The sequence below is a fragment of the Actinomadura geliboluensis genome (genome assembly GCF_005889745.1).
GTDB lineage: Bacteria > Actinomycetota > Actinomycetes > Streptosporangiales > Streptosporangiaceae > Spirillospora > Spirillospora geliboluensis.
This window is the reverse complement of record NZ_VCKZ01000236.1, coordinates 1-14575: the sequence shown is the minus strand read 5'-3', so window position 1 is coordinate 14575 and position 14575 is coordinate 1. Positions and strand designations below refer to the sequence as shown.

Here is a 14575-nt window from a genome sequence, read left to right as displayed (position 1 = left end):
CGCCCCGGCAACCCCGGCCAGCTCCCCGCCAAGGTGAGCGCCAAGGAGTACAAGGCGCTCGTCGGCCAGGCCAAGGCGCAGCAGGACGCGACCGCCTCCCAGCTGAAGCTCGGCGACAAGGTCGAGTTGAAGGCGAAGACCGTCGTCAAGGACAACGACGGCACCACCCACACCCACTACACGCGCACCTACGACGGGCTGCCCGTCCTCGGCGGAGACCTCATCGTCCACCGGGCCCCGTCCGGCTCGATCACGCGCGTCACCCAGGACGCGACCCACCCCCTGAAGGTCGACACGGCGCCGAAGACGCTCGCGTCCACCCGCCCGGCGACACCGAAGGCGGCGGGCAGCGTCGCCCCGCGCAAGGTCGTCTGGATGGCGGACGGCGAGCCCGTCCTCGCCTGGGAGACCGTCGTCGGCGGGACGCAGCGGGACGGCACGCCCAACCGGCTGCACGTCGTCACCGACGCCCTCACCGGCAAGAAGATCATCGAGTGGCAGGGCGTGCAGACCGGCACCGGCAACAGCCAGTACTCCGGCACCGTCCAGCTCGGCACCACCGGCTCCGGCGGCTCCTACGTCCTGCGCGACACCGGCCGCGGCAACCACGACACCACCAACCTCAACGGCGCCACCTCCGGCCGGGGCACGCTGTTCACCGACAGCGACGACGTCTGGGGCACCGGCTCGCCGAGCAACCCCCAGACCGCGGCCGTCGACGCCGCCTACGGCGCCGGCGAGACCTGGGACTTCTACAAGAACGTCTTCGGACGGTCCGGCATCCGCGGCGACGGCGTGGGCGCCTACTCGCGCGTCCACTACAGCAGCGGCTACGTCAACGCCTTCTGGGACGACTCGTGCTTCTGCATGACGTACGGGGACGGCCAGGGCAACAGCAGGCCGCTGACCGAGCTGGACGTCGCCGGGCACGAGATGACGCACGGCGTCACGTCCAACACGGCGGGCCTCATCTACCAGGGCGAGTCCGGCGGGCTGAACGAGGCGACGTCCGACATCATGGCCACCGCCATGGAGTTCTGGTCGAACAACACCAGCGACGTGGGCGACTACCTCATCGGCGAGAAGCTGAACATCCGCGGCGACGGCGCGCCGCTGCGGTACATGGACCGTCCCAGCAAGGACCGCAGCTCGCTCGACAACTGGTCGCCGAACGCCGGGAACGTCGACGTCCACTACTCCTCGGGCATCGCGAACCACTTCTTCTACCTGCTGTCCGAGGGCAGCGGCTCGAAGGTGATCAACGGCGTCCAGTACAACTCGCCGACCGCCGATGGGCAGCCCGTCACCGGCATCGGCCGGGAGAAGGCCGCCGCGATCTGGTACAAGGCCCTCACCGAGGAGATGCGGCCGACCACCGACTACGCCGACGCGCGCCGCGCCACCCTCGCCGCCGCGTCCGGCCTGTACGGGGCGGACAGCGCCGAGTACGCCGCGACCGCCAACGCGTGGGCCGGCGTGAACGTCGGCGGCCGCGTGGACGACCCGGGCCCCGGCGACCCCGGCGACCCGAGCGGGACGTGGACCGTCGGCACCGCCTACAACGTGGGCGACGTCGTCACCTACGACGGCGCGTCCTACCGGTGCCTCCAGGCGCACACCGCCCTGCCCGGCTGGACCCCGCCGAACGTCCCCGCCCTCTGGGAGCAGGTCTGACCGCTCGCTCCGAGCCACGGCGTCCCCTCTCCGGGGGCGCCGTGGCCGCGAGCCCCTGCCGCGCGGCTCAGCGGAGGGGCACCAGGCACGCCATCTGGTTGTCGGCCTCGATGGCGCGCACCCATCCCTCCGCGTTCTCGCACTCCTCCTCCGGGTCATGGGTTTCGCCCGGCTGATCCCGCCCCCAGTGGACGATGAGGGTGGCCTTGTACTCGGCGGCGGGAGACCAGCAGGGGACCGCGGCCAGGTCGCCGCCGACGTCGGTGGCGCACTCCCGCAGATCGACCCCGGAGGCCCCGCCGCTCAGCAGTCCGCTGAGCCAGACGGAGTACGGCTGGGGATAGACGTAAAGGAAGGCGACCGTGGCCACGAGCACGAGAATGCCCGCCGCGCTTGCCCATGCCTTGTTCGGTGCCGCGTCGCTCCCCGGCAGCGAACCCCTGAACCCGGAAGTGGGCACCTTCGTACGTGCGGGACGGGCCTTCGCCGTCTCGGCCGCGGGACGAGGACGAGGTTCCAGCAGTGTCGCGACGCGCGTCCGGTGCCGGGTGACGACCTCGGTGACGGCCTCCGGCAGCCACCCCCGCCCGGCGCCGTCCCCATCGGGCGGGGGTGGCCCGGTGAGCTCCTCCAGGATCCGCGAGGTCGACGGACGGGCGGCCGGATCCTTGGCCAGGCAGGCCGCCACCAGGCCCGCCAGCGGCTCGGGCACCCCCGCCAGGTCGGGTTCGGCGTGCACGATCCGGTAGATGACCGCGTGGCCCGGCCCCTCCCCGAACGGGCTGCGGCCCGTCGCGGCGAACGCGAGGACGCAGCCGAGCGAGAACACGTCGCTCTCCGGCCCGGCCGGCCGCGCCGTCGCCTGCTCGGGCGACATGAACGCCGCGGTGCCCAGCACCGCGGACGTCTGCGTGTACGACGTCGCGTCCAGGGCGCGGGCGATGCCGAAGTCGATCAGCCGGGGCCCGTCCTGGGCGAGGATCACGTTGGCGGGCTTGAGATCGCGGTGCACCAGCCCGCACGCGTGGACCGCCGCCAGCCCCTCGGCCAGCCCGGCGCCCAGCGCCGCGACCGACTCCGCGGGAAGCGGGCCGTGGTCGGCGACCGCCCGGTGCAGGGACGGCCCGGCGATGTAGGCGCTGGCCAGCCAGGGCGGGTCGGCATCCGGATCGGCGTCCACGACGTGCGCGGTGTAGAAGCCGCCCACCTTCCGGGCGGCGGCGACCTCGGCGGCGAAGCGGCGGCGGAACTGCTCGTCCCCGGCCAGCTCCGGCCGGGCGACCTTCACGGCGACCGCGTGGCCGCCGCGCGAGCGGCCCAGGAACACCTGCCCCATGCCGCCCTGGCCGAGGCGACCGTACAGCCGGTAGGGGCCGACCCGGGCCGGGTCGCCTTCACGCAGGGGGTCTGGCATCGTCCCGCTTCCACTCGGACGGCGCGTACGCGGTCGCTCCAGATGATCTCAAAGGAGCGGGGCGCGCGGCACTCCCGCCGGGCACGGCGTGACGCCCCCGCGGACGGTTCCACGGGGGCATCGCGAGCGGAGCGGCCGGCGGCCGGGGATCAGCCGAAGCGGCCGGTGATGTAGTCCTCGGTGGCCTTCTGCTCCGGGTTCGCGAAGATCTTGCTGGTGTCGTCGATCTCGATGAGCTTGCCCGGCTTGCCGGTGCCGGCGATGTTGAAGAACGCCGTGCGGTCGCTGACCCGGGCCGCCTGCTGCATGTTGTGCGTGACGATCACGATCGTGTACTGGGTCTTCAGCTTGTCGATCAGGTCCTCGATCGCGAGCGTGGAGATCGGGTCGAGCGCGGAGCACGGCTCGTCCATCAGCAGCACCTGCGGCTGGACGGCGATCGCGCGGGCGATGCACAGCCGCTGCTGCTGCCCGCCGGACAGCCCCGCGCCGGGCTTGCCGAGCCGGTCCTTGACCTCGTTCCACAGGTTGGCGCCGCGCAGCGACTCCTCGACGATCTCGTCCAGCCGGGACTTGCGCCGCACGCCGTTCAGCTTCAGCCCGGCGGCGACGTTGTCGTAGATCGACATGGTGGGGAACGGGTTGGGCCGCTGGAACACCATGCCGACGACGCGGCGCACCGCGACGGGGTCGACGGACGAGTCGTACAGGTCCTCGTCGTCCAGCATGACCTTCCCCTCGACGCGCGCGCCCGGGATGACCTCGTGCATCCGGTTCAGCGTGCGCAGGAAGGTGGACTTGCCGCAGCCCGACGGCCCGATGAACGCGGTCACCGAGCGCGGCTCGATCGTCATCGAGATGTCCTCGATGGCGTGGACGCCGCCGTAGTAGGCGTGGAGCCCGGAGACGTCGATCCGCTTGGCCATGGGGTTTTCCTTTCTGAGGGTCAGCGGCTCGTGGGCGCGGTGCGCCGGGCGACGAGGCGGGCGACCAGGTTGAGCAGCATGATGATCCCGATCAGCACGAGCGCGCCCGTCCAGGCCCGGTCGATCGAGTGCTGGTTGGGGTCGGCGGCCTGCTCCCAGATGAAGGTGGGCAGGGACGCCTGCGGGCCGGTGAACGGGTCGTTGTTGATCGCCTTGGTGAAGAAGATCGTGAGCAGCAGCGGCGCGGTCTCGCCCATCACGCGGGCGACGGCCAGCATCACGCCGGTGACGATCCCCGTCATCGCCGTCGGGAGGACGACGAAGCAGATCGTCCGCCAGCGCGGCACGCCCAGCGCGTAGGACGCCTCGCGCAGGTCGTTCGGGACGAGCTTCAGCATCTCCTCCGCGGCGCGCACCACGGTCGGGATCATCAGGATCGTCAGCGACAGCGCCCCGGCGAAGCCGGAGAAGCCGAAGCCCATCGTGAGCAGCCACAGCGCCAGCACGAACAGGCCCGCGACGATCGACGGGATGCCCGTCATCACGTCCACGGTGAAGCTGATCAGCTTGCCGAGCCGCCCGTTGCCGGCGTACTCGACCAGGTAGATCGCGGTGAGCAGGGCGAGCGGCACGGCGATCACGGTGGTGATCGCGACCTGCTCCAGGGTGCCGATGATGGCGTGGTAGGCGCCGCCGCCGGGGTCGCTGCCGCTGACCGCGTTCATCGAGAACTGGAAGAACGTGGGGTCGAGCCGCTTGGCGCCGTTGACGACGACCGTCCACAGCACCGAGACCAGCGGGACGACGGCGAGCGCGAACGCCAGATAGACCAGCCCCTGGACGAGCCGGTCCTTGATCTTGCGCCCCGCCGACACCGAGGTGAGGCTCCCGCCCTTGCGGGTGGAGACGGTGGTCACGCGAACTCCTTCCGCCGGGCGACGACCGCGCGGGCGGCGATGTTGACGACCAGGGTGATCACGAACAGCACGAGGCCGGAGGCGATCAGCGCGCCGCGCCCGGTGACGGACGCCTCGGCGAAGCTGTTGGCGATGTTCGCGGCGAACGTCGCGCCGCCGTTCTCCAGGAGGTGCCAGTTGATCCCGGGGACGAACGTCAGCACCATCGCGACGGCGATCGTCTCGCCCATCGCGCGGCCGAGGCCGAGCATCGAGGCGCCGATCATGCCGGACCGCCCGTACGGCAGCACCGCCATCCGGATCATCTCCCAGCGGGTCGCGCCGATCGCCAGCGCCGCCTCCACGTTGGCCCGCGGGACCTGGAGGAACACCTCCCGGGAGATGGACGAGATGATCGGCAGGATCATGATCGCCAGCACCACCGAGGCGGTGAAGATCGAGTTCTTGCCGGGGCTGTCGCCGCCGAACAGCGGGATCCAGCCGAGGCCCGCGTTGAGCGCCTTGCTGATCCCCTCCATGTGCTGGGACAGGAACGCGAGGCCCCACAGGCCGTACACGATGCTGGGCACGGCGGCGAGCAGGTCGACGACGTAGCCGAGCCCGGACGCCAGCCGGCGCGGCGAGTAGAACGAGATGAACAGCGCGATCCCGATCGCCACCGGCGTCGCCATGAGCATCGCGAGCAGCGACGAGATCACCGTGCCGAACGCCAGCTGCGCGATGCCGAACTCCGGCGGCGTCGCGTTCGGGTTCCACTCCTCGCTGGTGAGGAAGTTCGCCTCGTTGGCCCGCAGGGCGGGGATCGCCTTCCAGATGAGGAACGCCGCGATCGCGGCGACGATCGCCAGCACGGCGATGCCGGAGCCGCGGGCGGCCCCGGCGAAGATCTTGTCTCCGGCCCGTCCGGTGCCCATCGCCGCGGCGGCGCGGTCCCGGGTGCCGGCGCGCGCCTCGACGCCGGTCTCGGTGGTCATGGGGGAACCTCCTTGGATGACGTCGGAACCCACGTCGGCCCCGCCGCCGAGGTCGTCGGCGGCGGGGCTGCGGGAACCGTCGCGCTCGGTCAGGACAGGGCCTTCACGGACGCCTGGACCTTGGTGAGCACGCTCTGCGGCAGCGGGGCGTACCCGAGGTCGGTGAGGATCTTCTGACCGTCCGCGCTGGAGGTGTAGGTGAGGAAGGACTTGACGAACCCGGCCTGCTCGGCGGGCAGCCCCTTCTCACACGCGATCTCGTAGGTGACCAGGACGATCGGGTAGGCGCCCGGCTCCTTGGTCGTGTAGTCGATCTCCAGCGCGACGTCGTTGCCGGTACCGGTGACCTTCGCCCCGGCGACGGCCTTGGACGCGCTCTCCGGCGACAGCTCGGTGTACTCGCCGGCGCCGTTCTTCACGTGGGCGGTCTGCAGCTTGTTGTTCTCGGCGTACGACATCTCCACGTAGGAGATGGCGCCCTGGGTGTTCTTCACCTGGCTGGTGACGCCGTCGGACTTGGCCGCGCCCTGGCCGGTGGAGTTCGGCCACTTCTTGGCCTTCTCCCAGGTCCAGACGTTCGGGACGACCGTGTTCAGGTAGTTCGTGAAGTTGTCCGTCGTGCCGGACTCGTCCGAGCGGTAGATCGGCTTGATGTCGGAGGCGGGCAGCTTGGCGCCCGCGTTCTCCCCGGCGATCGCGGGATCGTTCCACTTCTTGATCTTGCCGGAGAAGATCTTGGCGATGTTCTCGGGCGACAGCTTCAGCCCGTCCACGCCCTGCACGTTGTAGACGACCGCGACCGGGCCGACGACCATCGGCAGGTTCAGCGCGGCGCCGCCCTGGCAGCGCTTCTGCGCGGCGGCGGCCTCCTCGGGCTTGAGCGCCGAGTCGGAGCCGGCGAACGACACCTGCCCGCTGGTGAACGCCTGGATGCCGGCGCCCGAACCGCTCGGGTTGTAGTTCAGGTTGGCGCCCGCGCACTTGCTGGCGTAGAGCTTCGTCCACTCCTCGATCGCGTTCTTCTGCGCGCTCGACCCGGCCGCGTTGACGCTGGCCTTGGCGCAGTCGATGTCGCCGGCCGGCGCGCTGCTCGAGCTCGCGGTCGTGTTGTTGTCGCTCCCGCAGGCGGACAGGGCCAGCGCGCCCGCGACGACCACACCGCCCAGGGCGGCGAGTCGGGAACCGTTCTTCACCGGAGGGTCTCCTCTTAGATTTCGTCGGCCGGGTCTGCCCGCGCCGTCTTCGCACACCGTCGTGAGGCGTGTCGGACGGTGGGTTCGCCGTCGAATGCGACGCTAAGCAGGCGAGGTGACCAGCCGCCCCGATCCAGGTGAACGGCAGATGAACGCGGCCGAGCACGATCACGAAGAATGCCCCGATTTGGGATGGACGCCGGGTTAACGGCGCAGCTCAGGCAGCAAAAAACCCGGTCGAGACTCGCTCAACCGGGTTTGGCGCCGGGGGTGCCGGGGGTCAGGCGTACATGACGTCGACGGCGTACCGCGTGAAGCCCAGCGACTCGTACAGGCGGACCGCCGCGACGTTCGACTCGTCCACGTACAGCATGATCTGGTCCATCCCCATGGACCGCAGATGATGCAGACCCACCAGGGTCAGGGTGCGCCCGAGCCCGAGGCCCTGCGCGTCGGGATCGACGCCCACGACGTAGACCTCGCCGATCTTGCCGGGGTGCACCTTCGTCCAGTGGAACCCGGCGAGCCGCCCCTCCCGCTCGGCGAGGAAGAACCCGGCGGGATCGAACCAGCCCTCGGCCTCGCGCGCCCGGACGTCGTCCATGGTCCAGGCCCCCTGCTCGGGGTGGTCGGCGAAGGCCCGCGCGTTCACCGCGAGCCACGCCTCCTCGTCCCGCCCGGGCTCGAAGGCTCGAATGCTCACCCCGTCGGCGACGCGCGCCTCGGGCAGCGGATCGGACGCCGGACGACGCATCTGGAACAGCGCACGGACCCGCGCCATCCCCTCTGAACCCGCCAGCGCCGCCGCAGCCGGAAGATCGCCATGCGCCCACACCCGCACGGACCCGCCGGCCTCCTGACGCAGCGCTCGCAGCAGCACGCGCCCATGCCCCCGGCGCCGGAAATCCGGATGGACGACCAGCTCGCCCGCCGCGGGCTCGTCCTCCGAAGCCGGGTCGTAATGCGCGTAAGCCACCACGGACCCGCCCTCGGCGACCGCCAAGCCCGACCGCCCACCACGCAACGCCAGCAGGGCATGCTCCGACAGCGGCCCGACCCCGTCGGCCCGCTCCGCCGCCTCGACCAGCGCCAGCGCCTCCGCGACCTCGGCCTCACCCAGCGTTCCGCGCGCCCGCAGCTCACCCACGCCGCCACCCTATGCGCCGCGACCACGGGGAAGATCGTCCGGGGGTCCTGATCGATTTGTCACAAAAACGTCACCGCGCCGCCGGGATCCGTATGCCGGGCGAACCTACCGTCCGCAGAATGACTCGACGACGCACCATCCTGGCCTGCGCCGCGGCGGGGCTGACCGTCATGGGACTGGCCGCGCAACCCGCCGCCGCCCACCCCGCGCCGACCGCGTCCGTGCGGCTCCTCGCGCTCAACGACTTCCACGGCAACCTGGAGCCGCCCTCCGGAAGCTCGGGCAGGGCCGTCGACGAGGACGGCAACACCGTCTTCGCGGGCGGCGCCGCCTACATCGCGGCCCACCTCAAGCAGCTGCGGAACCGCGACACCCTCACCGTCGCCCAGGGCGACCTGATCGGCGCCTCACCGCTGATCTCCGCCGCCTACCACGACGAGCCCTCGGTGCAGTTCCTCGGCAACATCGGCGTCACGGCCTCCGCGGTCGGCAACCACGAGTTCGACGAGGGCTACCAGGAGCTGCTGCGCATCCAGAACGGCGGCTGTCACCCCGTCGACGGCTGCTCGCCCGAAGGCGCCTGGCCCGGCGCGAAGTTCGACTACCTCGCCGCCAACGTGCTGAAGGAGCAGGGCCGCCCCGCCATGAAGCCGTGGACGATCCGCCGCATCAACGGCGTCCGGGTCGGCTTCATCGGCGTCGTCACCAAGACCACCCCGAGCATCGTCACCCCCGAGGGCGTCAAGGGCCTGACGTTCGACGACGAGGTCGCCGCCGCGAACCGCGCCGCCCGCGAGCTGAAGCGCCGCCACGTCCGCGCGATGGTGCTGCTCGTCCACGAGGGCGACCAGGTGAAGGACGGCTCCCGCCCCGACGAGTGCGGCATCGTCCCCGGCGCCGGCTCGCGCATCGCGCGGCAGGCCGACCCGGAGATCGACATGGTCCTCTCGGGCCACACCCACCAGCAGTACGTCTGCTCGGTCGAGGACCCGAACGGGCAGCCGCGCCTGTTCTCCTCCGGCTCCTCCTTCGGCCGCGTCATCACCGAGGTGAACCTCAAGGTGAACCGGCGCACCGGCGACATCGTCCGCTCCTCGGTGAAGGCCGACAACCACGTCGTCACCCGCGACATCAAGCCGGACCGGCCGACGGAGACGTTCGTCCAGACCTGGAAGGACCGCGTCTCCGCCATCGCCGACAAGCCCATCGGCAAGATCACCGCGGACCTGACCCGCACCCCGTCCCCGGCGGGCGAGACCGCGCTCGGCGACGTCATCGCCGACGCCCAGCTCGCCGGCACCAAGGACCTCGGCGCCCAGGTCGCCCTGATGAACCCCGGCGGCGTCCGCACCGACCTCACCTACGCCGAGAGCGGCTCCGAGGGCGACGGCGTCGTCACCTACGGCGAGGCGTTCGCCGTCCAGCCGTTCAGCAACGTGATGGGCGTGACGTCCCTGACCGGCGCGCAGCTCGACGCCCTCCTCGAACAGCAGTGGACGTCCGCCGGCGAGAAGATCCTCCAGCCGTCGGCGAACCTGCACTTCACCATCGACCGCGCCAAGCCCGTGGGCGACCGCGTCTCCGCCATCACCATCGACGGGACCCCGATCGACCCGTCCACCACCTACAAGGTCGCCGCGAACAACTTCCTCCTGGGCGGCGGCGACGGCTTCACCGTCTTCACCGAAGGCCAGAACCAGGCCCTGGGCGCCATAGACCTGGACACCTTCGTCGCCTACTTCAACACCCAGGGCACCATCGCACCCCCACCCCTGAACCGCATCACCGGCCAGTAAGACGCCACCAACCCCACCCCAAAGAAACAGCGTGGCCCGGACCGCGCAGCGGCCCGGGCCACGCCCGCCTCACTCAAGGACCTCAGCCACCGGTCGCGGGCAGGCATGCGGAGCGAGCGCCAGCGAGCGCAGCGGTCGCCCGCCGAGCCGGGCGACCGCAGCGACACGCCGTGAACCTGCACGGTCGCAACACACCCGCACCGTGGCGTGAGGATCGACCGGCTCGTGACGGGGGGATTGGGGGGTCGCCCCCCAATGAATCACGCGCCGAAGAAGTGGACCGCGTAGTAGACGACGGCGGCGACCAGGGCGGCCGCCGGCATGGTGAGGACCCAGGCGACGAGGATGTTGCCGGCGACGCCCCAGCGGACGGCGGAGAGGCGCTTGGTGGCGCCCGCTCCCATGATCGCTGAGGTGATCGTGTGGGTGGTGGAGATTGGAGCGTGCCAGATGAACGCGGTGGTGTAGAGGACGACGGAGGCGGTCGCTTCGGCGGCGAAGCCCTTCGGCGGATCGACTTCGATGACCTTGCGGCCGAGCGTGCGCATGATGCGCCAGCCGCCCGCGTACGTTCCGGCGGACAGGGCGCCCGCGCAGACGATGACCACCCACCAGGGGACGGTGCTGCCGTCCGCGTGCCCGGTGGTGACGAGCGCGAGGACGATGATGCCCATGGTCTTCTGCGCGTCCTGCAGGCCGTGCCCGAGCGCGAGGGACGCGGCGGACATGGTCTGCGCGATGCGGAACCGGCGGCCTATCCGGCTGGGGTTGGCCCGCCGGAAGATCCACAGGATGGCGACCATCGCGAGGTAGGCGAGGCAGAACCCGACGACCGGTGACAGCACCATCGGGACGGCGACCTTCTCGACCACGGTGTGCCAGTTCACCGACGACAGCGAGGCCAGGCCGGCGCCGACCACGCCGCCGATGAGGGCGTGGGAGGACGACGACGGCAGCCCGAAGTACCAGGTGATGAGGTTCCAGGTGATGGCGCCGAGCACGCCCGCGGCGACGACGGTGAGGCCGTGCAGCCCGGACGGGGGAGTGATGACCTCGCTGACGGTCTTGGCGACGCCGACCCCGAGCAGCGCGCCGATCATGTTCATGGCGGCGGCCATGCCGAGCGCGACGCGCGGTGTCAGCGCGCGGGTCGAGACGGCGGTGGCGATCGCGTTGGCGGCGTCGTGGAAGCCGTTGGTGTAGTCGAAGACCAGCGCCACGACCACGACGAGGACGAGGACGGCCATCTGCGCGTCGGACCGGAGCCCGAGCGCTCCGCCGAGCATGACCAGCAGGATGCCGGCCAGCAGCAGCAGCCAGGCCCGGCCGGTGACCCGGCGCGTGGCCTGCTCGCCAAGGGAGGCGGGATCGTCCTCCGCGGACGGGTCCCGGGTGACGGTCACGCCGGGATCCTTGGCTGCGCTCATGATTCCTTGACCGCGATGGTCTCGACCGTGTTCGCGACGTGCTCGAACGCGTCGGCGGCGTCCTCCAGCCGGTCGATGACCTGCTTCAGCTTCAGCACGGTCAGCGTGTCGTACTCGCCGCTGAACAGCTGTGCCAGCAGCTTGCGGTACACCTGGTCGCCCTGGTTCTCGAGCCGGTTGATCTCGATCCAGTACTCGTTGAGCTCTTTCATCGAGCGCAGCCGCGGCATGGCCTCGGCGGTCAGCTCGGCGGCGCGCTCGAGGACCTCCACCATGGCGACGATGCCCTTGGGGAACTCTTCGATCTTGTAGAGGACGACGAGGTCGGCGGCCTCCTCCATCTCGTCCATGACGTCGTCTATGGACGAGGCGAGCTGGTAGATGTCCTCGCGGTCGAACGGCGTGATGAACGTTTCGTTCAGGCGGCGCATGATCGCGTGGGTGCATTCGTCGCCCGCGTGCTCGCAGGCGCGCATCTTCTCCGCGATGGCCGCCCGGTCGGCGCCGTCGCTGATGAGTTCCACGAGGAGCCTGGCGCCGGTGACCAGGTTGTTCGCCGAGTCGGTGAACATGTCGTAGAAGCTGTCCTCACGCGGCGTGAGACGCAAGCGCACGTCGTTCTCCTGATGTGCTGGAACAGTCCGCAGAGGATCGTAGGCGCTACCCGCCGTAAAAAGAACCTTTGCCCCAGCTTCGGCTGGTGTCACCCATCCTCTCACCTACAAGATTGCCCTAGATCGGCAGGTACATACCCTTGCCGCCGCGGGCTATCTGGAGGAAGGCCCGCCGGTTGCGGGCCTCCCGGCGACCCGGCGGGCCGGGCTAGGGTGACCGGAAGTGAGATTCCTTACATCGCCCGCCCGTGACCTGCGGCGGGACGGCGGTGACGGGGGCCGGAAATGACGAACCGGGGACGCCCCGAATCTCGGCGTCCCCGGATCCAGCGAGCCCGGGACCTGCTTCTAGTCCTGCGGCGTCAGCTCGCGACGACCGGCTTCGTCGGACCGTACTCCGAGCACCATGTCGATTTCCGCGATGGTCAGCGGCCGCTCTGCCGCCGCCACCGCACTGAGCATCTCGGCATAGAGTTCGATCTCGTCCAGCGCAACACGGTCGTGGACGCGCAGATCAAGGTTCTGGCGCACCGCGTCCACCTCCCGTTCGTTCCCCACACCCAAGTCGAGGCTACGCGCACGCCCCCGACGGGCACATGACCCAAGAGGGCCATTCGAGGGCCACCCTGACGACTGGTCTTCCCGGGTGATGCCCATCTGATGCCACCGTCCCGCCAAACGGGGGACGCCCGGCCGCTCACGACCCCGCGCGGAAGTCGCCGAGCAGCTGCTCCAAGGGGGTTTCGGGGAGGTCGCGGGCCGTGAGGCGGGCGACGGTCGCGGCGTTGACGTCGGCGCCGGCGAGGCGGGCCGCCTGGCGGGCCACCGTCTGCTCGAACAGGGCGCGGACGGTCCGGGCGTAGGCGAACCGGGGGTCCTCGCGCATCGCGGCGAAGCGGGACAGCAGCTCGACGCGCAGCTCCTCGTCCAGCATGTAGAGGTCGCGCTCGGCGTAGCTCTGGAACAGCCGCACCATGTCGCGGTCGCCCATCCCGGTGAACTCCATGACGCGGCCGAACTCCGCGCGGAACGCCGGGTTGCCCGCGAGGAAGCCCTCCATCTCCGCCGCCGGGCTGGAGCAGACCACGATGAACCGGGCGCCGGACTGGTGCATCCGGCGGAGCAGCTCGTCCACGACGGCGGGCGCCCGGTCGAGCCGGTACGCCTCCTGGATGAGCAGCACCCCGCCGAGCGCCTGGTCGACCATGGCCCCGACGCGGTTGCGGGTGTCGACCTGGTCGCGCCCGGCCAGGTGGACGGGACGGCACGCCACCACGTGCCCCGACTGCAGCAGCCCCAGCGCCGCGTAGACGCCGCCGACCAGCCCCGCCACGGTCGTCTTCCCGGTGCCGGGCGGGCCGGTGAACACCAGGTGGCGGGGGTCGTCGCCGGATACGCCGTACCGCGCGCGGTCGGCGGCGAGCGCCGCCTCGTCGGCCAGCTCGTGCACCGCCGCCTTGACGTCCTCCAGCCCGGTGAGCTGGTCGAGCTGCCGCAGGTAGCCGCCGATGTCGCCGGGCGGCCGCAGCGCGGGCTCGATGCCCTCCGCGACGCCCGCGAGGTCGTCCGGGGTCAGCACGAGCCGGTCGTGGGACGCCCCGGCGCGCTCCATGTTCCGCTGCGCCGCCTGGTCCAGGTACGCCTCGACGAGGCGGGCGTTGACCAGGTCGCCGGGCCCGCGGAGGCGCTCCAGGTCGGCCCGGACGGCCTCCAGCGCCGCCGCGCCGATCGTCACGCGCCGCTCGTCCGCGAGCAGGTGCAGCAGTGTCATCCGGTTGTCGAGGTCGCCGAAGTCGGGCAGCCGGTGGACGCGGAACGCCTGCACGAGCTTCGGGTGCTCCTGCAGCAGCCGCCGGTACGCGCGCGGCTCGCACGTCGCGATCACCGGGGTGGTGTTCACCGGGTCGCGGCGGGCGCGGCGCACCGCCCCGACGACGGCGCCCGGGTCGGCGGCGTCGGCGATCGCGACGTCCAGCCGCTCGAACAGGATCACCGGGCCCGGCTGGGCGAGCAGCTGCCCGATCCGCTCCGGCGGCGCGTTGCGGACGTCCTCGGCGTCGTGCGCGCGGATCGACCCGTCGCCGAGGCCCGCGTTCGCCAGCGTCAGCGCGATCATCCGGGACAGCCGGCGCTGCCCCGAGTGCGGGTCGCCGACGAGCAGCACCGCGGGCACGCCCGACTTGATCGCGCTGGGCGCGCCGTCCACGCGGGTCGCCTCGGCCTGGTCGCCGGTCGGCTTGTTCCACTCCTCGGCCTGCGCCCGGACGTCGCCGAGCAGCACCGACGCGTCGTGCTCCCCGTAGACGAACCCGAACCCGAACCGCTCCAGGACGCGGCGGGTGCTGCGGTCACTGGGCGGCGGGATCTCGTCGACGGGACGCTCCGGGGACGGCGTGTCGTCCAGGAAGTCGAAGTCGCCCACCATCGTCTTGGACATGACCTTCGTCCCCGGAGGAGGCGCCACGGAGCCGCCGGGGGCGGGCTGCGGTGCCG

Annotated in this window: 12 protein-coding genes; 2 read left to right on the top strand and 10 right to left on the bottom strand. The window is 71.2% G+C overall.

Annotation, left to right across the window (positions count from 1 at the left end; all coding sequences use genetic code 11):
• The coding region (locus ETD96_RS27615; RefSeq protein ID WP_138639414.1) for a M4 family metallopeptidase at positions 1–1674 on the top strand (1674 nt) is incomplete at its 5' end.
• A gap of 67 nt (positions 1675–1741) precedes the next feature.
• Here the strand turns inward: ETD96_RS27615 and ETD96_RS27610 are convergent.
• The 6 genes from ETD96_RS27610 to mshD form a co-directional block, all read right to left on the bottom strand.
• Positions 1742–3088, bottom strand: a complete 1347-nt coding sequence (locus ETD96_RS27610) for a serine/threonine-protein kinase (protein WP_138639413.1) — start codon at positions 3086–3088, stop codon at positions 1742–1744.
• Between the two features lie 149 nt (positions 3089–3237).
• On the bottom strand, positions 3238–4014 hold the full coding sequence (pstB, locus tag ETD96_RS27605; protein ID WP_131943583.1) for a phosphate ABC transporter ATP-binding protein PstB: 777 nt from the start codon (positions 4012–4014) through the stop codon (positions 3238–3240).
• Positions 4015–4034: 20 nt separating this feature from the next.
• Positions 4035–4931, bottom strand: a complete 897-nt coding sequence (pstA, locus tag ETD96_RS27600; RefSeq protein WP_138639412.1) for a phosphate ABC transporter permease PstA — start codon at positions 4929–4931, stop codon at positions 4035–4037.
• Positions 4928–5905: a phosphate ABC transporter permease subunit PstC gene (pstC, locus tag ETD96_RS27595; RefSeq protein WP_138639411.1), complete on the bottom strand. Its 978-nt coding sequence runs from the start codon at positions 5903–5905 to the stop codon at positions 4928–4930. Before pstC ends, pstA begins: the two co-directional genes overlap by 4 nt.
• 89 nt (positions 5906–5994) lie before the next feature.
• The gene (gene pstS, locus ETD96_RS27590; RefSeq protein ID WP_138639410.1) at positions 5995–7098 is read right to left on the bottom strand and encodes a phosphate ABC transporter substrate-binding protein PstS; all 1104 of its coding nucleotides are present in this window, start codon (positions 7096–7098) and stop codon (positions 5995–5997) included.
• Between the two features lie 280 nt (positions 7099–7378).
• Positions 7379–8245: a mycothiol synthase gene (mshD, locus tag ETD96_RS27585; RefSeq protein WP_138639409.1), complete on the bottom strand. Its 867-nt coding sequence runs from the start codon at positions 8243–8245 to the stop codon at positions 7379–7381.
• Between the two features lie 119 nt (positions 8246–8364).
• On the opposite strand from mshD, the gene ETD96_RS27580 reads away from it, so the two are divergent.
• Complete coding sequence (locus tag ETD96_RS27580) at positions 8365–10041, top strand: bifunctional metallophosphatase/5'-nucleotidase (protein ID WP_138639408.1); 1677 nt, start codon at positions 8365–8367, stop codon at positions 10039–10041.
• 260 nt (positions 10042–10301) lie between these two features.
• Here ETD96_RS27580 and ETD96_RS27575 read toward each other — a convergent pair whose 3' ends face one another.
• The 4 genes from ETD96_RS27575 to ETD96_RS47685 all read right to left on the bottom strand — a co-directional run.
• The gene (locus ETD96_RS27575; RefSeq protein WP_138639407.1) at positions 10302–11468 is read right to left on the bottom strand and encodes an inorganic phosphate transporter; all 1167 of its coding nucleotides are present in this window, start codon (positions 11466–11468) and stop codon (positions 10302–10304) included.
• Positions 11465–12082: a DUF47 domain-containing protein gene (locus tag ETD96_RS27570; protein ID WP_138639406.1), complete on the bottom strand. Its 618-nt coding sequence runs from the start codon at positions 12080–12082 to the stop codon at positions 11465–11467. Before ETD96_RS27570 ends, ETD96_RS27575 begins: the two co-directional genes overlap by 4 nt.
• A gap of 348 nt (positions 12083–12430) precedes the next feature.
• Positions 12431–12622, bottom strand: a complete 192-nt coding sequence (locus ETD96_RS27565) for a hypothetical protein (protein ID WP_089327902.1) — start codon at positions 12620–12622, stop codon at positions 12431–12433.
• 157 nt (positions 12623–12779) lie between these two features.
• Positions 12780–14575 (bottom strand): AAA family ATPase (locus ETD96_RS47685; protein ID WP_205719487.1); only part of this gene is annotated, 1796 nt, incomplete at its 5' end.